The 25,172-nt window shown below is 65.8% G+C and carries 16 protein-coding genes and 1 pseudogene; 8 read left to right on the forward strand and 9 right to left on the reverse strand.

The window, feature by feature from the left end; all coding sequences use genetic code 11:
* Positions 1-107: 107 nt before the first annotated feature.
* The 3 genes from ACI8AP_RS06325 to ACI8AP_RS06335 form a co-directional block, all read right to left on the reverse strand.
* Entirely contained in the window at positions 108-731 is a 624-nt protein-coding gene (locus ACI8AP_RS06325) for an antibiotic biosynthesis monooxygenase family protein (protein WP_456588491.1), read from the reverse strand.
* A 193-nt stretch (positions 732-924) separates the two neighbouring features.
* Positions 925-1,335, reverse strand: coding sequence for a type II toxin-antitoxin system VapC family toxin (locus tag ACI8AP_RS06330; protein ID WP_456588492.1), 411 nt, complete (start codon positions 1,333-1,335; stop codon positions 925-927).
* A complete protein-coding gene (locus ACI8AP_RS06335; protein WP_456588493.1) occupies positions 1,305-1,526 on the reverse strand; it encodes a FitA-like ribbon-helix-helix domain-containing protein in 222 nt (73 codons plus the stop codon). Before ACI8AP_RS06335 ends, ACI8AP_RS06330 begins: the two co-directional genes overlap by 31 nt.
* 282 nt (positions 1,527-1,808) lie before the next feature.
* Between ACI8AP_RS06335 and ACI8AP_RS06340 the strand changes: the two genes are divergently transcribed.
* Together ACI8AP_RS06340 and ACI8AP_RS06345 are read left to right on the forward strand one after the other, a co-directional pair.
* The gene (locus tag ACI8AP_RS06340; RefSeq protein ID WP_456588494.1) at positions 1,809-5,090 is read left to right on the forward strand and encodes a TM0106 family RecB-like putative nuclease; all 3,282 of its coding nucleotides are present in this window, start codon (positions 1,809-1,811) and stop codon (positions 5,088-5,090) included.
* A gap of 104 nt (positions 5,091-5,194) precedes the next feature.
* On the forward strand, positions 5,195-5,941 hold the full coding sequence (locus ACI8AP_RS06345; RefSeq protein WP_456588495.1) for an enoyl-CoA hydratase/isomerase family protein: 747 nt from the start codon (positions 5,195-5,197) through the stop codon (positions 5,939-5,941).
* Positions 5,942-5,987: 46 nt separating this feature from the next.
* Here the strand turns inward: ACI8AP_RS06345 and ACI8AP_RS06350 are convergent.
* The 3 genes and pseudogenes from ACI8AP_RS06350 to ACI8AP_RS06360 all read right to left on the reverse strand — a co-directional run bounded on the left by ACI8AP_RS06350 (position 5,988) and on the right by ACI8AP_RS06360 (position 8,274).
* A pseudogene (locus ACI8AP_RS06350) lies at positions 5,988-7,249 on the reverse strand (ABC1 kinase family protein).
* 2 nt (positions 7,250-7,251) lie between these two features.
* Positions 7,252-7,614, reverse strand: coding sequence for a DUF1330 domain-containing protein (locus ACI8AP_RS06355; RefSeq protein WP_456588496.1), 363 nt, complete (start codon positions 7,612-7,614; stop codon positions 7,252-7,254).
* Positions 7,615-7,656: 42 nt separating this feature from the next.
* Positions 7,657-8,274 (reverse strand): antibiotic biosynthesis monooxygenase, encoded by a 618-nt coding sequence (locus ACI8AP_RS06360; protein WP_456588497.1) that lies wholly within the window; start codon positions 8,272-8,274, stop codon positions 7,657-7,659.
* Positions 8,275-8,877: 603 nt separating this feature from the next.
* Between ACI8AP_RS06360 and ACI8AP_RS06365 the strand changes: the two genes are divergently transcribed.
* The 6 genes from ACI8AP_RS06365 (at position 8,878) to ACI8AP_RS06390 (ending at position 19,717) form a co-directional block, all read left to right on the forward strand.
* Positions 8,878-9,495 (forward strand): hypothetical protein, encoded by a 618-nt coding sequence (locus ACI8AP_RS06365; protein ID WP_456588498.1) that lies wholly within the window; start codon positions 8,878-8,880, stop codon positions 9,493-9,495.
* A 294-nt stretch (positions 9,496-9,789) separates the two neighbouring features.
* Positions 9,790-12,465, forward strand: coding sequence for a type I restriction-modification system subunit M (locus tag ACI8AP_RS06370; protein WP_456588499.1), 2,676 nt, complete (start codon positions 9,790-9,792; stop codon positions 12,463-12,465).
* Positions 12,462-13,712: a restriction endonuclease subunit S gene (locus tag ACI8AP_RS06375; protein ID WP_456588500.1), complete on the forward strand. Its 1,251-nt coding sequence runs from the start codon at positions 12,462-12,464 to the stop codon at positions 13,710-13,712. The genes ACI8AP_RS06370 and ACI8AP_RS06375 overlap by 4 nt, the downstream gene beginning before the upstream one ends.
* The gene (locus ACI8AP_RS06380) at positions 13,709-16,837 is read left to right on the forward strand and encodes a type I restriction endonuclease subunit R (protein ID WP_456588501.1); all 3,129 of its coding nucleotides are present in this window, start codon (positions 13,709-13,711) and stop codon (positions 16,835-16,837) included. Before ACI8AP_RS06375 ends, ACI8AP_RS06380 begins: the two co-directional genes overlap by 4 nt.
* On the forward strand, positions 16,827-17,513 hold the full coding sequence (locus tag ACI8AP_RS06385; RefSeq protein ID WP_456588502.1) for a M48 family metallopeptidase: 687 nt from the start codon (positions 16,827-16,829) through the stop codon (positions 17,511-17,513). The genes ACI8AP_RS06380 and ACI8AP_RS06385 overlap by 11 nt, the downstream gene beginning before the upstream one ends.
* A gap of 92 nt (positions 17,514-17,605) precedes the next feature.
* Positions 17,606-19,717, forward strand: a complete 2,112-nt coding sequence (locus ACI8AP_RS06390; RefSeq protein ID WP_456588503.1) for a GmrSD restriction endonuclease domain-containing protein — start codon at positions 17,606-17,608, stop codon at positions 19,715-19,717.
* 1,042 nt (positions 19,718-20,759) lie between these two features.
* Here the strand turns inward: ACI8AP_RS06390 and ACI8AP_RS06395 are convergent.
* From ACI8AP_RS06395 to ACI8AP_RS06405, 3 genes are all read right to left on the reverse strand, one after another.
* The gene (locus ACI8AP_RS06395) at positions 20,760-23,864 is read right to left on the reverse strand and encodes a DUF3427 domain-containing protein (RefSeq protein WP_456588504.1); all 3,105 of its coding nucleotides are present in this window, start codon (positions 23,862-23,864) and stop codon (positions 20,760-20,762) included.
* Between the two features lie 73 nt (positions 23,865-23,937).
* The gene (locus ACI8AP_RS06400; protein ID WP_456588505.1) at positions 23,938-24,561 is read right to left on the reverse strand and encodes a GIY-YIG nuclease family protein; all 624 of its coding nucleotides are present in this window, start codon (positions 24,559-24,561) and stop codon (positions 23,938-23,940) included.
* 19 nt (positions 24,562-24,580) lie between these two features.
* A complete protein-coding gene (locus ACI8AP_RS06405; protein ID WP_456588506.1) occupies positions 24,581-25,033 on the reverse strand; it encodes a hypothetical protein in 453 nt (150 codons plus the stop codon).
* Positions 25,034-25,172 lie beyond the last annotated feature (139 nt).

A 25,172-nucleotide genomic window follows, 5' to 3' on the forward strand; every position in this document is an offset into this window, starting at 1 on the left:
GTAGGGGCGTCGCACCCCGTCGGCGCTGCGGTCAGGACGAGCCCCGCGGGGAGCCTGAGCGCGGCGGCATGTCCGGACGGGCGCGCGCCCCTCGGCTTCCGGGCTGCTCAGACCAGTTCGGGGACGCGCAGGTGGTGCAGGACGAGGTCGAACTCGGCGACATCGGTGGCCGACATGCGCAGCCCGCGGCGGAACTCGTCGCGGATGTACGTGGCCCGCTGGCGGGAGGCCTCCATGGAGCGGCGGTCGGCGTAGACGGCGGTGAGGGCGTTGTCTCCGGTCTGCCGGTCGAGCATGAGGCTGAGGCTGCAGAAGCCGGGCATCTCGTCCATCCGCGGGACGAGGTCGGTGCGGAAGACGTGGAGGACCTTGTCGAGGGTGACCGGGTCGACGCGGGACCAGGTGACCCGGGCGCAGGATTCGTCGCCGGCGGGGTGCAGCCGGTGCATCGCCACGATCTCCCACTCCCGCACCTCGGGTGCGGGAGCACCGAACTGCTTCGTCGCCTGCTCGCGCATCCGCTGGACCGCCTCGCGGGTCGCGGCCATCGCCTCTTCGCTCTCCCAGGCGGTGGTGACGATGCAGCGGCCGGAGCTCCGGTCGCAGAGCATCGACAGCCCGACGTAGCCGTCCATGTCGCCCACGGCGGGCATGACGGTGTCGCGGACGTCGGCGATGCCGGCGTCCAGGCGGTTCGGGTCGGCGGTGATCGTGGTGCTGCGGGCGTACATGCGCACTTCCTTCCGCGGGCAGGCGCGGCGCCCGGCGACGTCGCCGCGCGAGTCATGGTGCTCGGCTGCCCGGCGGTGTCAACGGGTTCGCGTGCGGGGCCGCGCCTGTGGCGGCACCGTCGAGGCCACGCGGACGGCGGCGACGGCGCGCGCCACGATCAGGCCGACGCACCGCCGTCCTGACCGGGAACGGCTAACGGGGGACGACGGTGACCGGACACCGTGAGCCCGGGGCCCGGCTGAGCCGGGCATCGGCGGTGACGACGGCGCAGCCGAGGGCCTCGGCGAGGGTCACGTAGGACGCGTCGTACGCCGACATGTTGTCTCCCAGCTGCCAGATGCGCTCGAGCAGTGGGGCCACCGGATGGCGGACCACGCCGAGTCGGCGCCAGGTGTCCAACGCGGCCCATGCCCGTTCGTCGGTCACCGCCCCTGCGGCGACCTGCCGACGCATCCCGTTGACGATCTCGGAGTCGATGAGATGGGGGACGTGGAGCTGCTCGCCGGCCATCAGTTCCCGAGCCGGTCCGGCGTTGAGCAGTGCCGAGAGTGCGGCCGAGGCGTCGACCACGATCACCGGGCGGCGCGTCCGGACTGCACGCACTCGACGATCGTGGCCGGGTCGACGTCCAGGTCCGGCAGCTCGCCGAGCAGCGAGGGGTTGTCCGCTCGACGCGAGGTCTCGGCCAGTTCACGTATCGCGAGAGCGCTGACGGAGAGTCCGCTCCGCGCAGCGAGGCGCTCCAGGCGTTCCACCACGTCGTCCGGGACGTTGCGGAGGTAGAGCGTCCTCATGTCGCACAATGCTAGCAATCTGCTTGCGGAACGCAAGCCTCGCTCGAGGCCGGCCGGGCGTTGCGGTGGGCAGCAGTCCGCGGAGCTCGGGGCGGGTGCGTCGGGCGAACGGACGGCCGGGAGGTCCGGGACCGCCGGGACTCCGCGTCGTCCGTCCGGGTGACGGCTGGGTCTGCCGGGGCGGGAGCGCGCCTTTCGTGTCGGTGGCGTCCGTTACTCCTTCGCTGAGCCGGGGACGTCCGGCAGGCTGCCGGCGACGGGGACACGGGGAGGCACGGGGCGATGCAGCGACTCGACGGACGGCTGGTGCTCAGCCCGACCGATCTGACGCACCACCAGGAGTGCCGGCACCTGACCCGGCTGGACCTCGGGGTGGCCGCGGGGGAGTGGGTGGCGCCTTCGGACGGGGCGACGCTGGAGACGCAGTTCGTCTTCGACCGCGGTCTCGAGCACGAGCGGAAGTACCTGGCGTCGCTGGTCGCGGCCGGTCGGACGGTCGCCGAGATCGCGGCCGCCTCCGGTGCCGACGGCCGCCGGAAGGCCGAGGCCGCGACGGTCGAGGCGATGCGCAGCGGCGTCGACGTCGTCTACCAGGGGACGTTCTTCGACGGCGCCTGGGGCGGGCAGGCCGACTTCCTGCTCCGGGCCGAGGTGCCGTCGCTCTTCGGCGACTGGTCGTACGAGATCGCCGACACCAAGCTCGCCCGCAAGCTGAAGGTCGCCGCGCTGCTGCAGATGGCGACCTACGCCGAGCGGCTCACCGTGCTGCAGGGCGTGGCACCGGAGCGGATCTCCGTCGTCACCGGGGACGGCGAGTCGCGGCCGTGGCGGCTGGTCGACGTCGCCGCCTACGCCCGCCGCGCGCGGGCCCGGCTGGAGACCTTCGTCGCCGCGCCGCCGTCCACCACTCCCGCGCCGGTCGCCTACTGCGACCAGTGCCGGTGGGCATCGCGCTGCGATGGCGAACTGCGGGACGCCGACGACCTCGGCCTGGTCGCGGGCATGCGCGGCGACCACCGCGACGCGCTGCGCGCCGTCGGCATCGGGACGCTGGCGGCGCTGGCCGCCGCGTCGCCGGAGCAGCTCAAGGCTTCGGGCATCGGTGCCGACGCGCGGACCCGGCTGCAGCAGCAGGCCGCCGAGCAGCTCAAGGAGCGGACGACGGGGGAGTCGTCACGGACGCTGCTCACCCCGGTCGAGGGACTCGGGCTGCTCCGGCTGCCGCCGCCCAGCGCCGGCGACCTGTACCTCGACTTCGAGGGCGACCCCTGGTTCGAGGACGGCGCGGGCATCGAGTACCTCGCCGGCATCGGCGACCGCTCCGGCGGGTTCACCGCGCTGTGGGCGCACGACCGCCCCGCGGAGAAGCAGCTGGTCGCCGACCTGATCGACCGGATCGTCGCCACCGCGCAGGCCGACCCGGCGATGCACGTCTACCACTACGCGCCCTACGAGGTGACCGCGCTCAAGAAGCTGACCGGCGGCTACGGCGTCCGCGAGGCGGAGCTCGACCAGCTGCTGCGCGAGGAGCGGTTCGTCGACCTCTATCCCGTCGTCCGGCAGTCGATGCGGATCAGCAAGGAGTCGTACTCGATCAAGAAGGTCGAGGCGTTCTACGGGCGTTCGCACGCCGGCGCGGTCGCCAGCGCGCTGGGCAGCGTCCTGGAGTACGAGGCCTGGCTGGACGACGGCGACCAGGCGCGGCTGGACGGCATCGAGGCCTACAACAAGGACGACGTCGACTCGACCCGCGAGCTGCACGACTGGCTCGAGGAGCAGCGCGCCGGGCTGGAGGCGCTGCACGGGACGCTGCCGCGGCCGACGGTCGAGGTGAAGGCGCCGGACGCGAGGGTGACCCAGGCGCAGGCCGACGAGCTGGTGCTGACAGCGCGGCTGCACGACGCCGGGCACGAGCTGCTGGGTGACCTGGTCGGCTGGCACCGCCGCGAGGATCGGCCGGCGTGGTGGGAGGTCTACCGGCTGCAGGACCTCGACGCCGAGGAGCTGGAGCGGGACGGGACGGCGCTGGGCGGGCTCTCCTTCGTCGGGTACCTCGGGCCGGAGAAGAAGAGCTCGCTGTACGAGTACGCCTTCCCGGTGCAGGACACGAAGCTCTCCGCCGGCGACGACGCGCTCGACGTGGACACCGCGAAGAAGGTCGGGACGGTCTTCGAGCTGGACGCCGCGGCCGGGCGGCTGGTGCTGAAGACGACGGCTCCCGAGCCGCCGCGGCCGCGCGGGCTCGGGCCCGGTGGGCCGCTCAACACCGCCGGCCTGCGGGCGGCGATCGCCGACACCGGTGGGGACGTGCTGGCCGGCCGCGACTGCCTCGGCCAGGCGCTGGTCGAGCGTCGCGTTCCCGCGGGAACGCGGCTGCGGGAGGGCGAGACGACGACCGACGCCATCGTGCGGCTCGGCCTGGCGCTGGACGGCGAGGTGCTGGCGATCCAGGGGCCGCCGGGGAGCGGCAAGACGACGGCCGCCGCCGCTCTGATCCGGGAGCTGCTGGACGCCGGCAAGAAGGTGGGCGTCACCGCGACGTCCCACGCGGTCATCGGCAACCTGCTCAAGGCGGTGGGGCGGCCGGCGCTGCAGAAGTGCGACGAGAGCCAGCACTGCGGGGCGCCCGGCGTCGCCTGGTCGGCGGACAACGGCGTCGTCGCCCGGGCGCTGGCGGACGGCAGTGCCCGGCTGGTCGGCGGGACGGCGTGGTTCTGGACCCGGGCCGATGTGGCGCAGGCCGTCGACGTGCTGGTGGTCGACGAGGCGGGGCAGTTCTCGCTGGCCAACGCGGTCGCCGTGGCGCGGGGCGCGCGGTCGATGGTGCTGCTGGGCGACCCGCAGCAGCTCGCGCAGCCGTCGCAGGCGGTGCACCCGGCTGAGTCCGGGGCCTCGGCGCTCGAGCACCTGCTCGACGGCCACGCCACCATCCCGCCCGACCGTGGGGTGTTCCTGGACCGCTCGTACCGGATGCACCCGGACCTCACCGCGTTTGTCTCCGACCTGGCCTACGAGGGCCGGCTGGAGGCGGCGGACGGCCGGGAGCGGGTGGCGGTGCTGGGGGAGGGGCCTCTGTCCGGAAGCGGGCTGCGGGTGCACCCGGTCGAGCACGTGCTGACGGCGGCGGACAAGAGCCAGCAGGAGGCCGACGCCGTCGCGCGGCTGTGGCACTCGGTGCAGGGCTCGATGTGGCGCAACCACCTGGGGGAGGAGGCGCCGATCGGGCCCGCGGACGTGCTCGTGGTGGCGCCGTACAACCTGCAGGTCGCGCTGATCAAGGCGGCGCTGCCGGACGGCGCGCGGGTAGGCACCGTGGACAAGTTCCAGGGCCAGGAGGCGCCGGTGGTCATCTACTCGATGACGAGCACCAGCGCCGACGACGCACCGCGGGGGGTGTCGTTCCTCTACGACCTGAACCGGCTGAACGTGGCGGTGTCGCGGGCGCAGGCGCTGGCCGTGGTGGTGCTGAGTCCGCTGCTGCTGGACGCGCCGGTGCGGACGCCGGAGCAGCTGCGCCGGGTCAACGCGCTGTGCCGGCTGGTGGAGTCGGCGACCGTCGTCTGATCCCGACCGCGGTGCGCGGGCCGGTGCGGGCGCGTGGTGTGATGCCAGTCAGGTGATGTCCGGGTCGGCGCTGGGGCCGGTCCGCTCGGCAGGAAGGTGGGCTCGTGGCCGGTACCGGTGAGGTTCAGCTCGAGGTGGACGGCGGCGTCGCGATCGTGACGCTCAACGCCCCTGACCGGCGCAACGCGCTGACGCCCGGGATGGCCGACGAGCTGATCGCGACGTTCGACGAGGTAGACGCCAAGCCGGAGGTCGGCGCGCTGGTCATCCGCGGTGTCGGCAAGTCGTTCTGCGCGGGGGGCGACGTCGCGACCCTGACCTCGGCCGGCAAGGACCCGGCGGCCCCGGACGCCTACGAGGGCATGGGGAAGATCTACGACTCCTTCTACCGGCTGGGCCAGGTTCGCGTTCCCACCGTGGCCGCCGTTCGCGGCTCGGCGGTGGGCGCCGGCATGAACATGCTGCTGGCGACCGACCTGCGGATCATCGCCCGTGACGCGCGTCTGCTGGCCGGCTTCCTCAAGCGCGGGATGCATCCGGGTGGTGGGCACTTCGTCATCCTGTCGCGGCTGATCGGCCGCGAGGCGGCAGCGGCGATGGCGCTGTTCGGCGAGGAGATCAACGGGGCCAAGGCTGTGGAACTCGGGCTGGCCTGGGAGGCGCCGGACGACGCCGCGGTCGAGGACCGGGCGCGTGATCTGGCTGCTCGGGTGGCCGCCGACCCGGAGCTGGCGCGGATCGCGGTGAGCAACTTCCGCAAGGAGGCCGTCACCGGCGCGATCCCCTGGGACGTCGCCATGCAGTCCGAGCGCCCCGCCCAGATGTGGTCCATGCGCCGCTCGGCTCAGTAGCCGGGCAGCCACCGCCGCAGCTCGCTGTCCACCGCGGCCGTGGCGTTCAGCGAATATCCAGCGAAAGCTGTCGATCCCCGCCCGCCACCTGCTGCCGCAGCGGGTGGCGTCCGTGCCCGTCGGCGTCCTCTGCCCTGGGCGGTGCCGTTAGATCGGAGGCTCGACGGGTTTGCTCCTGCAGCCAGCTGCGGGTGAACGTGTACCGCTCACGGCGCAGCGGCTGCAGGTAGGGGTCCAGGAGCGTGAGCAGGGCCGCGGGCGTGACGTCGTCCGGGCGCAGCAGGTGGGCCGAGGCGGCGATGCGGTGCAGGTGCGCGGCGTCGCCGTCCCGGCCGGCGACGAGCAGGGGGCCGAGCCGGGCCGGCCAGCCGTGCGGCATGGGCTGGTCCGACCCGAAGTCGAGGACGCCGAGCCGGCCGTCGTCCATCAGCCGGATGTTGCCGGGGTGCGGGTCCCCGTGCAGCCGACGGGCCCGTGAGGGGCCGGAGGTGAACAGGCGCGCGAGGACCTCGCCGCAGCGGTCGCGGTCCTCCTGGGTGCCAGAGGCGATGACGCGCGACCGGGGAGTGCCGTCGATCCACCGGGTGACGAGCACCTCGCCCTCGACGGCCAGCACCTCGGGCACGAGCACGTCGGGGTCGCCGCGGTGGGCGTCGCCGAAGGCGGTCTGGGCCTCTGCTTCGCGGGCGTAGTCGACCTCCTCGACGAACCGTCCGCGGAGCTCGGCGAAGAGGTCGCGGACGTCGAGGTGCGGGACCGCGGCCTTCACCAGCGGCGACAGTCCGTGCAGCATGCCCAGGTCGGCGACCAGCGCCTCGGTGGCGCCCGGGTACTGGACCTTGACGGCCACCGGCGTGCCGTCGGACCAGGTGGCGCGGTGAACTGCCCGATGCTGGCGGCCGCGGCGGGCCGGTCGTCGAAGTCGCGGAACCGCTCCCGCCACCGCGGTCCGAGTGACAGGCTCAGCTGCTCGTGGACGCGGACGGCCGGCATGGGCGGCGCCGCCTCCTGCAGCCGGACGAGCGTCTCGCGGTACAGGCCGGCCAGCTGCTCCGGGAGTGCGGATTCCATGGCGGAGAGCGCCTGGCCCATCTTCATCGCGCCGCTCTTGAGGTGGCCGAGCGTGGCGAACAACTGCTCGGCGGTGCGCTGCTGCACCTGCTCCGCGACGAGTTCGGCGGGGCGGCCGGCGAGGCGCTTACCGAGACCGAGGGCGGTGCGGCCGGTGTACGCGGCCGGCAGTGCGGCGAGACGGGCCGTCCGGGCGAGGCGTCCTCGCGCCGGCGTCCCCTCGTCCTGACCGGGCATGGCTACCAGGGGGTGGTCGGCTGGAGGACGGCCTCGGTGAGCGCCTGGGTGCGCAGGTGCGTGACCTCCTGGTACTCGGGGTCGGCGACCATGCGGCTGAACGCCTCGCGGGAGGGATAGCGAACGAGGAGGACGGCGTCCCAGTCCTGGCCCTGCTCGGCCACGAGCGGCGTGCCACCGTCGCCTGCGTAGAGGACCTCGCCCCCGTAGCGGGGGAGGAAGGTCTCGGACAGGGCCTTGGCGTACTCGTCGTAGGACTCGCGGCCGCCCTCGGCGAAGCGGAGCGGGTTCAGCATCACGACCGGACCGCCGGGGTCGTCCTGGAGGTAGCGCTTGAGGTCTGCACCGCGGGGGTCGATCGCCATGGGCAGACGCTACTGGCGCTCCTCCTGGGGCAGCGACGCCCGTCAGACCGTTTCCGGGACCCGCAGGTGGGCGACGGCGAGGTCCATCTCGGCGATGTCGGTGATGCGGGCGCCCATGGCCTGGGCGAACTGCTCGCGCAGGTGCCGGGCGTGCTTGCGGACCAGGGCGAGTGCGTCTCGGGTCTCGAAGGCGGTGACGCTGACGGTGCGGCCGGTGCGCCGGTCGACCAGCATGCTCAGGCTGTCGAAGCCCATCAGCTCCTGCAATCGCGGCATGAGGTTGTGCCGGTAGGCGTCGAGGAGTTCGTTCAGGCGGTTCGGCGGGATGCGGGCCCAGGTGACCTGGGCGCCGGCACCGTCCCCGGCGGGGCGTTCCCGGTGCAGGACGGCGATCTCCCACTCCTGGATGTCGAGGCCCTGGGCGCCGAGGGCCTGCATGAGCCGGATAGGGTGGACGTCCTGGGTGGCGGCGCGCATGGCGTCGGCGTCGGCCCAGGACGTGGTGACGATGCAGCGGCCGCTCTCGCGGTCGGTGAGCATCGACAGGCCGATGCAGCCGTCGATCTGCTGGATCGCCGGCATCACCTCGTCACGGGTGAAGGCGATGCCGGCGTCGAGGTTGTCGGGGTCGGCCTTGATGGTGGTGGATCGAGCGTGCATGCCGCCGCACCTTCCGCTCGTGGCGGCGCCCCGGTGGCATCGCCACTGGGGGTCACCCTGGCCGTGATCGATGTCCGCCGCAATGCCCGTCGCGGCCTGGCCGTGGAGCGCCGCGCGGCCGGCTGAGCCTGGGCGCGCCGGTCATCGGGATGCCGGGCTCGGACACGGGCGTCCCCTGCGGTTGGTCCTGCGTCCTTCCCCGTCTTCCGGCGCGCTCGCGGCAGGTCCTTCGGTCGTTCTCGGCCGGGTTCGACCGTGCCCGGCAGCACCCTGCGGTGGGGACGCCGAAACTGTCGTCCTGAACCAAGGGAGCTACGCAGCGTTGTCCGGCATGCCGTCCAGCGGGAGCTCCCGCCCGATGACCACCGGCAACCTGATGGCCGACTGCGAACGCTGGTGCCGGGACAACCTGCGCCGCCGGGAGGTGCCGGCTGCGAGCGGGACGACGCTCCGCCTGGTCGCCGCTCCGGTGGCTCCGCCGCCGGCCGCACGCCGTGGCAGTTCCCGGCCCGGCCCCGGTTGGCCAGGCATTCCGGTCGCGCGCACCGGCAGCTGAACCCAGCCGTTGCTGAAGGCGCCGGCACCGCAAGGAGGTCGTGCGCGGTGCGGTCGGCTGGGACGCCTGCGAACGGCGGGCGGGACGGCGAGGGGCAGATCGCCGCCTTCGGTGAGGAGCTTGCCCACGTCCGGGCGCGCGGCCTGGACAGCCTTGATCTACGCCTCAGCGGACACGGCCCGGTGATCACGCCGATCCTCGATCTACTGGCCCGCAGCTACTGCGACACCTGGACAGGGGCGCGTGTGCCGCTCATCGAGCTGCTGCTGACCAACGGCTTGGCGGCATGGCGCGCTCAGGGGTGCCGGAGCGAACCCGAGGTGATCGAGCGCCTGTTCTTCGCACGGGTGGGCACGCCGCCGAAGGAAGGCCTGCCCGGCCCGCTGTTCGACGCGGCGCGGTACATCCGTGTCTTCCCGGGCGTCGGGCCGGACGACCTGATCCGCAACGGCACCTTCACGGACAGTCAGACGGCGCTGGCCGTCTGCAAGACGACGGGCCGGCTGGTTGTGTCGGATCCGAGCGTCGGGGAACGGCCACGACAATCCGACGTCTGGATCCAGGTCATCGGCTCACCAGGGCTGACGCAGTTCGCGCCGCTCACCTACGGCGACATCGACCAGGCTGCGTTGGACCAGCTACCACAGTGTGAGAACGTCCCGTAACAGCAGTTGACTCCTCTCACTTCCGGCTGGCCCTTCTCCGCCTGTAGTCGCGCGCCCCAGGGCTTCGAGGCAGCCCAACTGGCAGGATCCACTGATGTCCGGACGCGTCAACCGCGTCCCTGAGGCCTTCGACCCGCTCGTCGGACCTCAGGCTCGACGAGGCTCGGCGACTGAATGCTCCTGACCGCAATGCCGCACCCACACCATCGGTCGATAGGAAGGGCGACCATTCTGAGCTATAATTGAGTCGGTAGAGCAAAATAGTCGTACACCACTGAAAGAGAACTGCAGAGCATGGAAAACCGCAAGATCACACTGGCTCAGTTGGAGTCCTTCCTCTTCAAGGCTGCCGACATTCTTCGCGGCAAGATGGACGCCTCTGAGTTCAAAGAGTTCATCTTCGGCATGCTCTTCCTGAAGCGTCTGTCGGACGAATTCGATGCGAAGCGCCGGCAGTTGAGGACGCAAGACTTCGCCCACCTCAAAGAACAGCCCGAACTGATAGAAGAGCTGCTTGAGGACAAAACGTCATACGGTGACACCTTCTTCGTGCCGCCTCGGGCCCGCTGGCATGAATCGTGGGTCGACGCAAACGGCAACGTGGTGCCGGCCCTGAAGGACCTCAAGCAGGACATCGGCAGCATGCTCAACAAGGCTATTGCTGCAATCGAGGATGAGAACGACGCGCTCGCCGGCGTACTCAAGAACAACATTGACTTCAATGCCGTCAAGGGTAAGACTAAGATTCCGGACCAGAAGTGGAAGGATCTGCTCGACCACTTCAACCAACCCGATTTCGTACTCGTCAACGACAACTTCGAGTTCCCGGATCTTCTGGGTGCGGCCTACGAGTACCTGATCAAGTACTTCGCAGACAGTGCCGGAAAGAAGGGCGGCGAGTTCTATACGCCCGCAGAAGTCGTGCGCCTACTTGTCGAGATAACCAACCCTCAGGCCGGCAACGAAATCTATGACCCCACCGTCGGCTCGGGCGGCTTTCTGATTCAGTCGCACCAGTACGTCGAGGAGCAAGGACAAGACGCTAACGACTTAGCGCTCTTCGGGCAGGACTCCAACGGCACCGTTTGGTCGATCTGCAACATGAACATGATCCTCCACAACATCACCCGCTTCACGATTGAAAACGGCGATACACTCGAGGATCCGCTCATCCTGCAGGGCGGACAAGTCCGCCGATTCGATCGCGTCCTGGCGAATCCCCCCTTCTCTCAGAATTACAGCCGGGCCAATATGAAGTTCACCAACCGCTTCCGCGAGTGGGCCCCGGAGACTGGCAAGAAGGCCGACCTCATGTTCGCCCAGCACATGCTGGCGAGCCTGAAGCCAAGCGGAATGATGGCGACCGTCATGCCCCACGGTGTACTCTTCCGCGGCGGCAAGGAGAAGCTCATCCGAGAGTTGTTCGTCAATGATGACGTCATTGAGGCGGTCATCGGCTTGCCGCCCAGTCTCTTCTACGGCACCAATATCGCCGCTTGCGTGCTGGTGTGCAACAAGAATAAGCCCGAACACCTCGCCGATAGAATTCTGTTCATCAATGCGGATCGCGAATTTGCCGAAGGGAAGAATCAGAACCGTCTTCGTCCCGAGGATATCGAGAAGATCAAGCATATTTTCAATCACAAGGTTGAGATCGACGGCTACTCACGTCTCGTTGAGGTGGCTGACATCAAGAAGCTGCACGACTACAACCTCAACCTCCGGCGCTACGTCGATAACACGCCCGAGGCAGAGCCGGAGGACGTCCAGGCCCACCTCATCGGTGGCGTCCCTGAGGTAGAGGTCGTGGCGCTGCAGCCACAGCTCAGAAAGTTCACGGTCGACGACGCTTGTGTGCTAGCTGCGGCTCGGCCTGGTTATCGACTCTTCCACGAGGACATCTCCAACCTGCGGGACCTTCGTCTGCGCCTCGAAGCCCAGCCAGGCATCGACAACACCTTCCAACGGCACAAGGCTCTGTTGGAGGACTGGTGGACGGTGGCTCGCGATGACTTCAGTCAGTTGTCAGACGGGCGAAGCATCCCTGACGTGCGCCTCGAACTGCTGACTTCGCTCCGGAACCGGCTAGTGGAGGCCGGCGTCCTGGATGAGTTCCAAAGCGCTGGCGTATTCGTCAACTGGTGGCAAAAAATCCGCTACGACCTCAAAACGATCGTCTCGACCGGATGGCACCAGAGCCTCATCCCCGACACGTACCTTGTCGCTGAATACTTCCGCGCTGAAGCCGACGAGATTAGCAACCTCAACGAGCGAATCGACACCTTGACGCAGGATCTGGGCGAGGCTATCGAGGCCGCGCAGGACACCGTGCAGTATGAAGCGGACGAGGAAGAGCAAATCACTGCTGCCCTCATGAAGAAGGTTCTCAAGGAGCTCATCGACGACCTGAAGCTCACCGAGGGCGATTCAGCCGCCCGGGAGCGTACCCAGCTGCAGCGCCATGAGTCCGCGATCAAGGCCGCTGAAACGGCAATCCGCCAGGTCAGGTCGGACCTGAAGAAGAAGTCCGCCGACCTTGACTTCAAGCTCACGCTGAAGCGGCTCGGCGGCGACGAATTTTCGGCGGAGGCCGCCGGCCTCATCCAGCAGCTCCACGCGCGCAAGGAGGGGCTGGACCCGACTGATCGTGCGGACAAGCGCAAGCTCAACGCCATCGCGAAGGACCTCAGGGTACTTGAGGAGCGCATCACCCGCATCGACCAGACGCTGAAGGAAGTTGGGGGCCAGCTCACGCCCGAGGAAGCTCGAGCGCTCATCCTCCGCAAACTGCATGATGTGGCATGGGTTCAGCTAGACCGCTACCTAAGCGCGGAACGACGACGACTGAGTGACAGCGTGGCCAACCTTTGGGCAAAATACGCGGTGAGTATCCGCCAGTTGGAAGCCGAACGCGACGAGTCTTTGAAGTCGCTCAACGAGTTCCTTGCACAATTGGGGTATGTGGAGTGAGCGCCAGCGTCAAGGCTCGCAGACTTCGCGGTCTCATCTCGATCGAGAAGGGCAAGCCGCCGTTGATCCAGCCCTATCATGGCTCGGACTCGGAGGTGTATCTCAGCCCCCAACTACTTCGTGGAAAAACCGCGATGGGTGAGACAGTTAAGGTCGGTTCGAACGCGGTTCACGCCGAACAGGGTGACACGATCATCATCTGGGACGGCGCGAACTCGGGGGAAATCCTCTTGGGTCGACCCGGCGTGGTCCCCTCGACCATGGCACGGATCAATCACGATGCCCGCTTCCTTCCGCAGTACTTCTATTATGCGCTCAAGCGTTGGGAGCATTACCTCAAGGCGCAGACATCGGGCTCTCGTGTCCAGCATGTGGACCGCGAATTGCTCGAAAACCTCGAGATCCTCGACTTGTCGGCCCCAGTTCAGCAGCGGATTGCCGAAACACTAATTGCCACCGATCAGGCCATTGACTCCACCGAGCGATTGGTCGCCAAGGCGGGCCTGATCCGCGCCGGCCTTCTGGTTGACCTCCTAACGAACGGAGTTGATGAAGCCGGCGAGATTCGCACGGAGCACACACACGTCTTTCGGGACTCGACTGTCGGCAGGATCCCAGCTGAGTGGGAGGTGTGTGCTCTGGGCTCAGTCGCTGATATCAGCAGCGGCGCCACCCTGGGCGGGCCGCCCACCGGTCCGAACACCGTCGAGCTGCCATACCTCCGCGTCGCGAACGTCCAAGACGGCTATCTCGACCTGCGCGAAGTCAAGTCCATCCGGGTACCCAGCGCGAGCGTGAACAAGTACCTGCTCCAGCCCGGAGATGTCCTCATGAATGAAGGTGGGGACTTCGACAAACTAGGGCGCGGCACAGTCTGGCGCGGCGAAATCGACCGCTGTTTGCACCAGAACCACGTTTTCAAGGTGCGGCCGCATGCAGGCGTCTTGGACTCCGACTTCCTGGCCGCGGTTTCGGCGTCGTCGTACGGCAAGTCCTTCTTTATTCTAGCGTCCAAGCAGTCGACCAACCTTGCCTCAATCAACGCGACCCAGCTGCGCGCCTTTCCGATTCCGCGCCCGGATTATGATGAGCAGTTGCGTATCGTCGAGATCCTGCACAAGCAAACTGCCGCAGTGGACATGGTTGCGCGGCAACTGGCGAAGCTGCGCGCAATGCGTGAAGGCTTGGTCCAGGACCTTCTCAGTGGACGAAAGCAGCTGGAAGAAATCACGGGGGAACAGCGATGAGACGAGACACCACGCCCGAGCACATCCGCTTGGACGAACGACAGCACGTCGAGAAGCCCTTCCTTGACCAACTTGAGGGACTCGGCTGGGAAATCCTTGATCTGGATGCCCAACAGGCACCCGCTGACTCGTTCCGCGAGACCTTCACCGAAGTTGTCATGTTGACCGTGCTGCGAGAGCGGCTCCAGGTCATCAACCCATGGTTGGAGGAGGACCAGGTCGAGGAGGTCGTCAAACGGGTTACGGCCAGCTTCCCCAGCACGGGGCTAATTGAAAACAATCAGCACCTTCTGCAGTTGTTGCTTGAGAACACCAGTGTCAGCGAGAACCGGACAGCTGGCGAGAAGAGCCCGACGGTCCGCATCGCCGACTTCGACAACGTCGCCAACAATCGTTTCACGGCCGTCTGTCAGTTCAAGGTGCGGATCATCGGCACGGAATTCCACATCCGGCCGGACATCGTGCTCTTCCTCAACGGGCTGCCGATTGTCGTTGTGGAATGCAAGTCGCCGAAGGTCAACGACGCCATCCCTGAGGCGATCGACCAACTGCTGCGCTATAGCGAGCAAAGGGGAGCGACGGGTGAGGGAAGCGCACCGCTCTTCTACTGCAACCAGTTCGTCATCGCGACCTGCCGGCAAGAGGCCAAGTTTGGCACCATCACGACACACTCGGAAAAGCACTTCTATCGCTGGGCCGATCCTTACCCGCGGACGCTTGATGAGCTTGACCACGGCGCCAGTAGTCCGAACGAGCAGCAGCGTCTGGTGGCGGGCATGCTCGACAAGCGCAACCTTCTCGATCTCATCCGGACCTTCACCTTGTTCTCTACCGACGACAAGGGGCGCACCATCAAGGTCGTCGGCCGGTACCAGCAGTTCCGAGCCGTCAAGCTCGCGGTGACGCGACTCTTGGAGGGTCGGACGCCCCGAGATCGAAGTGGCATCGTCTGGCACACCCAAGGGTCGGGCAAGTCGCTCACCATGATGTTTATGGTGCGGGAGATGTATCGCCATCCGACGCTGTCTAACTGGAAGGTTGTCTTCGTGACCGACCGGACGCAGCTTGAGGACCAGCTGGCCGAGACGAGTCGAGCGGTCGGCTACACCGTGAAGGTGGCGGACAGCATTCGGCAGCTCAAAGACCTGCTGCGGTCGGACACATCCGACCTAGTTATGGCCATGGTCCACAAGTTCCGCGAAGCTGATCTCGCGGACACGTTTCCAGAGCTGAACAGCAGTCCGAACATCCTGGTCATGACAGACGAGGCGCACCGATCGCAATACAAGTTGCTCGGCGCCAACCTCGACCGTGCGCTGCCGAATGCTGCCAAGATCGGCTACACCGGCACGCCGATCGATAAGACCGAGCAGGTCTTCGGTGAGTACATCGACAAGTACACCATGCGGGAAGCGATCGAAGACAAGGTAACGCTCGAGATAGTCTACGAGGGCCGCACGCATAACGCAGAGGTGGCTAACTCGGAGCAACTGGATGCCGACTTCGAGGATGTCTTTAGCGATTGCAACCTGGAGCAGCGGCTCCAAGTCCTCGGCTTTGGCTCGCGCGAAGCCTATCTGGAGGCTGAGTCAACCATCCAGGCCAAGGCGCAAGACATGGTTCGACACTATCTCGAGCACGTCTTCCCGAACGGCTTCAAAGCGCAAATTGTGGCGTCCTCCCGAGAGGCGGCGGTCCGCTACAAGCGGCATATCGATGCTGCGCTGCAAGAGGATCTTACGCGGCTCGAGGAGAGTAACCCGAATCGACTGAACCTTGACCGGCTGCGCGACCTAAAGACGGATGTCATCATCTCGGGCCGGCACAATGACTTGCCGCATCTTAAAGAGTTTACGAACCCCGCTCGTCATGAGTCGTCCATTAAGCGATTTAAGCTGGCCTTCCATGCCGAAGAGGACGGCGTCCGCGGCAATATCGGCATCCTGATCGTCAATAGCATGTTGTTGACGGGCTTCGATGCGCCTCAAGAGCAGGTTATGTACCTCGACAAGGTTGTGGTGGCCCACAATCTGCTGCAGGCAATCGCCCGCGTAAACCGTGTCGCCGGTGAAGGCAAAGACGTTGGCTTCATTGTCGACTACGTCGGCATTGGTCACCACCTGAAGCGGGCCATCGACAGCTATGACGAGCGGGAGCAAAAGGAGATACTCGAGACGTTGCGGTCGCCGGCCGAGGAGCTGCATGACCTCGAGGCTGCCAATGCGGTCGTGACTTCCTTCCTAAGTCAGCAGGGCCTCACCGACGTGACTGACCACGATGCCTTCTTCGATGTCTTCTATGACGAGGACGTGCGTTTTGCGTTCCTCACTGCCTATCGGCAGTTCGCCAAGGCTCTCAACGTGGTCCTTCCTTCCCGTGAGGCGTTGCGCTTCCTGCCCGACTATGTGTCCTGGTCCGAGATCAACGTCATGGCTGGAAAGCACTTCCGGGACGGGCGCATGAGCATGAAGGGCGTGCCCGAAAAGCTGAGGGCCATCGCGGATGCGCATCTCGAGTCAAAGGGCATTGAGGTCAAGGTCGAGCCGATATCTATCCTCGACGACGACTTTGAGCGCGAAGTAGCGCAGCATCCCCGGGCTCAAACGCGCGCGGCCGAAGTAGAGCATGCTATCCGGCATCACTTGGATGTCGACCTGGATGAGGACCCAGAGCTGCAAGCCTCGCTTGCCGCGGCACTTGATGCCATCATGCAGCAGTTCCGCGACAACTGGGACCAGATCTACGTGGAACTAGAGCGGCTGCGCGAACGGATCAAGCGCATTGAGTCGGAGCCGACGTACGGGCTGCACCGGAAGAAGCAAATGCCCTTCTTCCGAGCGTTGCGACGAGAGTTGTTCGGCGATCGGGACTTGAGCGATGACGAGATCGCGAGTCTTGTCGATCTAACGCAGCAGATATTCCTGACAGTCGAGCGGGAATTGAGCCTGACCGGCTTTTGGGAGAGTATCCCAGCCCGGAACAAGCTGCAGGCTGACATCCAGCGCCTACTGCTGTCGGAGGAGTTCGTCAAGCTGCCTGGGCTTCCTGCGAAGAGGAAGGAAGTCATCGCCCGACTCATGGAAATCGCTGAGATAAATGGCGACGTGATCCGCTATGCGGCATGAGCTGAAGTATGAGGTTATCTACTCGCCGCGCCGCAAGACCGTGGGGATCACCGTCGAGCGGGACGGCAGGCTGGTGGTTCGTGCTCCGTCGGGCGTCGATGACGAGGCTCTGTCTCGGGCGATTGCCTCTCGGGAGCGTTGGATTGCCGAGAAGCTGAGCCACCCGCAGAAGTACCCACCGACGCCGGCGCCCCGCAAGGAGTTGGTGTCCGGCGAGTCAATGCTATTCCAGGGGCACGAATATCGCGTTGAGCTCGTTGACACGAACACGAAGGATATCCGCTTCGAGGGTGCCTTCCTGGTTCCGCGGTCGCTCGGAGAGGACGCCCGCGCGGCCTTCAGGTCCTGGTATCAGGCAGCGGCCAGCGAACACTTGCTGCCGCGCCTAGAGGACTGGGCAACTCGTCTTGGCGTACGTCCGTCACGAACTCGAATCACCGATGACAGGTTTCGTTGGGGCTCTTGCTCCTCGTCGGGAAGCATCGGCATAAACTGGCGGCTCATAAAGGCGCCGACGTCAGTGTCAGACTATGTCCTCGCGCATGAGCTGGCCCACTTGCTCGAGTCCGCTCACGGAGCACGGTTCTGGTCAATCGTCCGAGCGCATGTTGCTTCAGCTGAGTCTTCCAGGAGATGGCTTCGGGAGTATGGGCACATTCTCGAGCAAGAGATCTAGAAGCAGCGGCTGGACGGACGGGCACGAAAGTCCTTTTCTGGTCGGGTGAGACTTATTACAATGCCTCTACCCTGAATGGATATTGAGTTCGCATGAAGGCCACCGAAGCGTCCCTCCTGCAGTTCTTGAAGAAGTCGCCACAGTTTGTCATTCCGATTTATCAACGGACCTACAGTTGGACCGATCGCGAGTGCCTGCAGCTTTGGTCGGACATCCTGCGGGCAGGGCGCGACGACGCTGTCAACGCCCACTTCGTCGGCTCGGTGGTCTACATCGAGCAGGGCCTCTATCAAGTCTCCAGCCAGGAACCGCTGCTCGTGATCGACGGACAGCAGCGGCTGACGACCGTGACGCTGCTGCTCGAGGCGCTGTCACGCCACCTTGGCGACAGCGAGCCGGTTGAGGGCTTCTCGGCGAAGAAGCTACGCAGCTACTACCTGCAGAACCCCCTGGAGTCAGGCGAGAAGGCCTTCAAGCTGCTGCTGACTCAGACTGACAAGGACAGTCTGACGGCGCTCATCCAGCAGCGTCCCCTTCCGGCGGGCGGCTCAGTCCGCGTGCAGCAGAACTTCCAGCTGTTCGAGGAGCGAGTCGCGTCGTTAAATGGCGAGCTGGCTGCGCTCTGTCGCGGTCTGAGCAAGCTGGTTATCGTCGATGTCTCGCTGAACCGTGCTCAGGACTACCCGCAGCTGATCTTCGAGAGCATGAACTCGACCGGCCGGGAGCTCAGCCAGGCCGACCTGATTCGCAACTACGTCCTGATGGGCCTGGATCCGGAGCACCAAACGGACCTGTACGAGCGGCACTGGCGGCCGATGGAGCGGGGCTTCGGTCAGGAGAGCTACGGCGCCTACTTTGATGCCTCCATGCGGCACTACCTGACCGTCAAGACGGGAGACATTCCGAATGTCCGGGCCGTCTACGTGGCGTTCAAGGAATACGCCCGCCGGCCGGCCGTCGCAGCCGCGGGCGTCGACGCACTGGTGGCCGACGTCCAGGACTACGCCGGCTACTACTGCGCCATGGCACTGAGCCGCGAAGCAGACAAGGCCCTGAGCGAGGCCTTCGCCGACCTGCGCGACCTGAAGGTCGACGTGGCCTACCCGCTGCTACTGGAGCTCTACCGGGACTACGCCACCGACGTGCTGCCACGGGAGGATTTCATCCGGGCGCTCCGGCTCATCGAATCGTACGTCTTCCGGCGGGCCATCTGTGCGATTCCGACGAACTCGCTGAACAAGACGTTTGCCACCATGGGCCGATCGCTCAAGAAGGATCGCTACTTGGAAAGCATGGTGGCCAGCTTTCTGCTGCTGCCGTCGTATCGCCGCTTACCGAACGACGAAGAGTTCCGCCGGGAGCTGGTCGTCCGCGACATGTACAACTTGCCCCGCCGCAGCTACTGGCTACGCCGCCTTGAGAACCATGATCGCAAGGAGCGGGTACTTGTCGACGAGTACACGATTGAGCACATCATGCCGCAGAACGAAAACATGTCCGAGGCTTGGCGCGAGGACCTCGGGCCTGATTGGCAGCGCATCCATGAGGCCAAGCTGCACACGCTGGGCAACCTGACCCTGACCGGCTACAACAGCGAGTACAGCAACAAGCCCTTCATCGACAAGCGCGACATGAAGGGCGGCTTCAAAGAGAGCCCGCTGCGGCTTAACGAGGGTCTTGGGCAGCTGGACCGCTGGGACGAGGCGGCCATCGATGCCCGGGCCTCAAAGCTGTCGGCAACGGCTGCGACCGTCTGGGCGCACCCGTTGATTGACGAAGAGGTGTTGGCTCAGTATCGCCCCAAGGCAGGGCAACAGCCATCGGCGTATTCGCTTGACGACCACCCGCACCTGGCGGCCGGAAAGCCGATGCGGGCCCTCTTCGATGTCCTCCGCACGGAGTTGCTGGCCTTGGACCCGAACATCATCGAAGAAGTTCTCAAACTGTACATCGCCTATAAGGCTGAGACCAACGTCGTCGACATCGTGCCGCAGGCCTCACGGCTCCGCCTGTCGCTCAATATGCCATTCCCTGAGCTCGCCGACCCGAAGGGGATCGCTAAGGACGTCACGAATCTCGGTCGCTGGGGCAATGGTGACGTTGAGGTCGGACTCACCAGCGTCGACGATATTCCTTATGTTCTGGGTCTCGTTAGGCAGTCCCTCGAGCGGCAACTGTCTAGCGGTGCCGTGGCGGTGGACTAATCGGCCAAACGCATAGACTTCGACGTTTGCTGACAGGGTTGATTATGCACGCATGTTGTTATAGATGTAGCAACATGCCGTCTCGTGCGTCGCGGTAAAATGACAATATGAGTGAGAAGCCTTAGGATCTTACAGCTCCTTTGCGGATCAACAACGCGACTACGTGACTCGTACTGTCGAGGACTGCAAGGTGCTTGTTCTAAAATCCCTTACGACAAGGACGAGAACAATGATTGGTGGGGCGGCAACTTCATTCGCGAACAGCGGGCTGTATATAGCTCACAAACGCGGTTCTTCGTGCCGCTCATCTCGACGGAGTACCTGGCCAAGCCAATCCCGATGGACGAGTTCTCGGCGGCCATGATGACGGTCGTCAGCAGGGTGACGGTTACGTCCTGCCTGTTCTGATGGGTGACGTCCGGGTTCCGACGGACCTGCTTCACCCACAGATCCACTACCTGCGTGGCAGTGACTACATGCCAGAAGAGCTTGCGCAACAGTTGGCTAACAAGGTCGGCTGTCGCGTGAGGCTGGCACGCCGCCGGCTGAGCTGGGTCTGGTCGTCGAGCACGCCCTGCAATTGCGGATGCCCCGAGTGCGCAGACCAACTGGAGCAAGTGCGAGGAAGTTTGGCTTGGGGCACGACGACTGTCTACCCACTCTTGCTGCGCCTGCTTGACCTGAGAGACAGAGGCGAGGCGACGTCGGAACAGGTCGCCGCGGCTGCCCTCTACGTCGAGAGCTACCTGGTTCGCCGGCTGATCGTCGGACGAGCCACGCAGGGCCTCAATCGCATCCTGCTCGCAACGGTCCACGAGGTGAGGTTCCGGGCGTCGACCTACCGGTCGCCAAGATGTCGATGCGTCCTGGCTTCCACGTCGAAGTGACCGTCTCCCAGATCGGTCCGCGACCCGCTGCTGCGACACCTCTCGTGGTTCAAGCGTCAGGTGGCGCCTGAGGAGCCTGGATCCGCCAGTGAGACGGCGTCGGCCGAGCAGGCGGCCGACCGGTCCTGAGACAACCCTCGGGGCATTCGACGCGCCTAAGCGACCTTGGCCGCATGGAACACATCTGCTGGGAGAGCGTGCTTTAGCTCCCAGAGAACGCGCATCGGGCGCTCGCCGGTATGCGTGAGGTATGACATCGGGCCGGCGTACAGGTATGGCGGCGTGCCCAGGGTTCCGTCTGCCGTCTTCGTCTCACGGATGAAGAGGTGCACGGACGAGCCCATCTCCCGGTGGTTGATGTACCGCTGACCCGTCGCGGACTTCTCGGCCGTGGTGCTCTGGGACTCCCACTGAAACACCGTCGGCGAGATGGCGTGATCCGCGTACATGGTGGTGGGGGAGAAGTGTGCCTCCGACTTCACCAGCGTCACGAAGAAGACGTCCGCCTGGTCTCGAGGGACCCAGCGCACTCCCGAGCCGAAGGTGCCGTTGAGGTTCTCCAGCCCGAAGGCAGCCAGCGCCTCGTTCCGGCTATAGCGAGCGTGTACGTGCAGCGGCCGGGAGTCGGCGACTTCCACGGCCGGTGCGACGCGATGGATGCGGTCGTGGAGAACCCCGCTCAGCTCACGCAGTTCTTCTGCCCGGCCCCGGTTCGCCAGAAGCCGCGCCAGGCTCGCCTCGACGCTGCTGAACGGCGTCCGAGCGTCGAAGAGCGAGAAGTGCAGCATCGCCGCTAGGCGACGCACTCGATCTGTCTGGTCAAGGTCTTTGGACTCGGTTACAGCCTGGAAGAACCGAAGACGCTCCACGTCGTCGACGTGCAACATCCGGCCAAGAGCAGCGCCCAACAGGTCGTCGTCCGGGCCTATGGGCCCGTCGTCCCAGCCTGCCGCGCGCTGAAGATCAAGCCAACTGCGGCCACTACCGCGGTAGAGGTCCTCGAGTTCGATGCCCGCTTCCTCGAGGAATTCGGCCATCGTTGGCCGCTGCACAGCGCGAGCCTCGGCCACGAGCCCCTTCCAGGAGACGTTCAGGGACTGCTTGATGTTGTCCAGCACGATCTGCTCGGCGACTCGGTCGAGCTCGATGTGACAGCCGGCCGGGAGAGTGGGGAAGCCCTGCGCCACGTCTCGCTGCAGTCCGCGACGTGAGGTGCCAGTGAGCGCCCGGAACCGGAGGTCGAAGCGGAACTCCTGGTGCTGAGCGCCGATGAAGTCGAGCACCGTCAGGCATGCCTTGTCCTCGGCCAGGCGGAGTCCTCGACCCAACTGCTGAAGGAACACGGTGGCGCTCTCCGTCGGCCGGAGAAAGAGCACCGTGTCGACAGTCGGGATGTCGAGGCCCTCGTTGAAGAGGTCGACCGTGAACAGCACGTTGAGGGCTCGATCCCGCAGGGCGGCCAGCGCAGCTGCGCGCTCTTCCCGCGAAGTCTGAGAGGTGATCGCTTGGCTGGGGATGCCTGCTGCGCTGAAGCGCTTGGCCATGAACTCGGCGTGCTGGATGCTCACGCAGAACCCCAGCGCCCGCATCCTGCCCGGGTTCTCCACCTTGTCGTGCACTGCTTGAAGAATGAGACGCACGCGGTGGTCGTCACCGGTGTAAACGGTCGTGAGCTCGGCGGTGTCGTAGCCACGACCGCGCTTCCAGCGGACCTGGTTGAGAGCCACGTCGTCGTGGATGCCGAAGTACTGGAACGGCGCCAGCAGTCCCTGCTCTAGCGCTTCCCAGAGCCGCAACTCCACCGCTGTGCGGCCGTCGAACCACTCCCGGACGTCGGCGCCGTCAGTTCGCTCGGGAGTGGCGGTCAGACCCACCAGCACCTTGGGCGTGAGGTGCTCAAGGAGCCGGCGGTACGTGGCGGCCATCGCGTGGTGAAACTCGTCTACGACCACTAGGTCAAAGTGCGCCGGGTCGAGCTCGGCGAGGTCTAGCTGAGTCAAGGACTGAACGGATCCGAAGACGTGGCGCCACTCGCGCGGACGCTGACCGCCGACATAGAGCTCACCAAAGTCGCCCTGCCTGAGCACGTGACGGAACGTTGACAGGCTCTGAACCAGCAGCTCCTCGCGGTGGGCGATGAAGAGAATCCGGTCAACGGTTCCTGCGTCGCGCAGGCGCTTGTAGTCGAGGGCGGAGACCACGGTCTTTCCGGTACCGGTCGCCATCACGACGAGGTTGCGCCACCGGTTGTGAATGGTCCGCTGAGCTTCGAGCTCGTCGAGAATCTCCCGCTGGTAGCCGAACGGGCGGACGTTAAGCGACGTGATTTCGATGGGGAGGTCGCTGGGACCGCCGCGTTCCGCGCTGAGCGCCTCTCGTAGGCGGTCGCCGTCCCGCTCCGGGTCGTACGTCTCGAACGACGGATCAGCCCAGTAGCTGTCGAACGTCTCGGCGAAGGTCTCGAGGAGGTGTGCCTGCTCAACGCTCGAGAGGCGAACGTTCCACTCCAGCCCGTCTGTCAACGCCGTCCTAGACATATTGGATGAGCCGACGTATGCCGTCGACATCCCCGTCGCCCGGCGAAACAGCCACGCTTTGGCATGGAGTCGCGTCGTGCGCGTCTCGTAGGAGATCTTGACGTCAGCACCCAACTCGACGAGGCGGTCGAGGGCCCGTTGGTCGGTAGCGCCCATGTACGTCGTCGTAATGACACGCACCCGACCGCCACGCTCCCGCAGGTCGAGTAGCGCCTTCTCGAGCACGCGAAGGCCTTGCCACTTGATGAAGGCGCAGAGCAGGTCGACGTCGTTCGCTGACGCAAGCTCGCGCGCTACTTCGTAGCCGATCCGCGGCTGACCGCGACCGTTCACCAGGAGCGCGCTCGACGAGAGTGGGACGGCGGGGCGTTCAGGAAACTTCGCTGGTCCCGGGACGACGCTCGGCGGAGCGATTGCCAATAGGGTACCGGCCGGATCGGCGACCGCGTCGTCCATGTCCGTCGCATCGGGCGCGAGCTCACCGATTGCGGCGATCATCCGGTTGGTCAATTTGACCTGGCGACGGATGGCCGCTGCGTCGCTGCCACCGGCCGCACGCAGAGCGCGACTGGCGAGTTGCGTGATGTGGCGGGCCAGGATCTCGTGTGCGTCCGCGGGGTCAAGCCCACCAAGCTGAACGAGGTCGGGCGTCGTCCCGGCGAGGTCCTTGCTCAGCCGGTCGGTGAGCAGGTGTTCGTACAGCCCGGGTCGCACGTCCGTCATACGCAGAACGTAATCGGACGCTTACGCGACTGGCGGATGCGACGCGAAGCCGGGCTCCGTACACCAGCACTGCTCAGCGACCGCCGACTCCCGGGTTCGCGACGACCGGAAGCGAGTTGGCTGCGGTCACCGCCAGCTTGCGGACTTCAGTGAGGTCTGCATGAAAGGCGTTGTGCGTGTTGCCGTCCAGGTTCAATGGCAGGTCCAGCAGCTCAATCAGCTGATCTTCGAGGTCCCAGGGACGCTCATGTGGAAGGAAGCTGACGTAGGCGCGCTCGGACATCCAGCGGGACAGCCTCTGTTCGCCGTCGACGAAGGTTTTCCGCGAGCCAGATCCGACACGCCTGAGCCCGACCCCGAGTTCCGTAGCGAGTAAGCAGCCCAAGGTTTTGCGAAGTGTCGACCCCTCAGCGTTGCCGGCGTAGTGCGTCGCGATGCGTTGCCGAAGCTGCCCTCTGCTCGCTGGGCGCCCGTTGCGCGGTGGCCCTTTCGGGCTGATGCCGGTGTACAGCAGCGTGACGCCGTCGACCTGGCGGCAGGCAGAAACATCTATCGGCGCAGGGAGTCGGTCGAACCACCATCCGTAGACGCCGGGGACGGCGGGAATGGGCGATGGAGGGCTCAGCACTTCCTCGCGACGCCACAGCCGCTCTGGCGACAGGAACTCCGCGACATCGGCGGGCAGGTTGCTGGTCATCGGTGCGTGCGCTGCACAGTCAGTCAAGAGTCGCGCGAACCCGCGTCTTATGCGGCGGACGCCGAATGATGTCGTCGTCCTCGGGGCTCCGCGGCACGTAGCTGAAGCCATTGGCTGTTGCGGGGTCGTAGTGCACGACCTCAGCGCGGTCCTCGAGACGAGACACCCACCCGGCGAGGCGCGACCACTCCAGGTCGGTCAGTGTTAGACGTCCGCGACCCCGTGCCTCCAGACGGAGCATGTACAGCGGATACGCCCGGCGGTGTCGCTGCTCGACGCCCCAAGGAATCAGGTCGTCGTCGCGCGCAATGCGCCTCGGGATGCCGCGCCGCATGCGGATGTTTCCCCACATCGACTCACGCGTCTCAATCTCGTACTTCCGCCGGTACTCCTGCACCATCCAGCCGTAGGAGCGTCCTTCGGCAAACCAGCGAAGACCCTCGCGCTCGTCCTGAATCTTGGACGCTGGCACGGCACATCCTTCCCGTCGTCGTGGGCCGGCCTGCGGCCGCCCCTCTCTTATCGGCCCAACGCTTTGAAACCTGATCGAGCCCTAGGCGTAGTGCCCACGGACCTGGTTGACGGCGTGTCTGGTTGATCAAGGAGGAGAC

It is taken from the genome of Blastococcus sp. SYSU DS1021 (assembly GCF_054050995.1).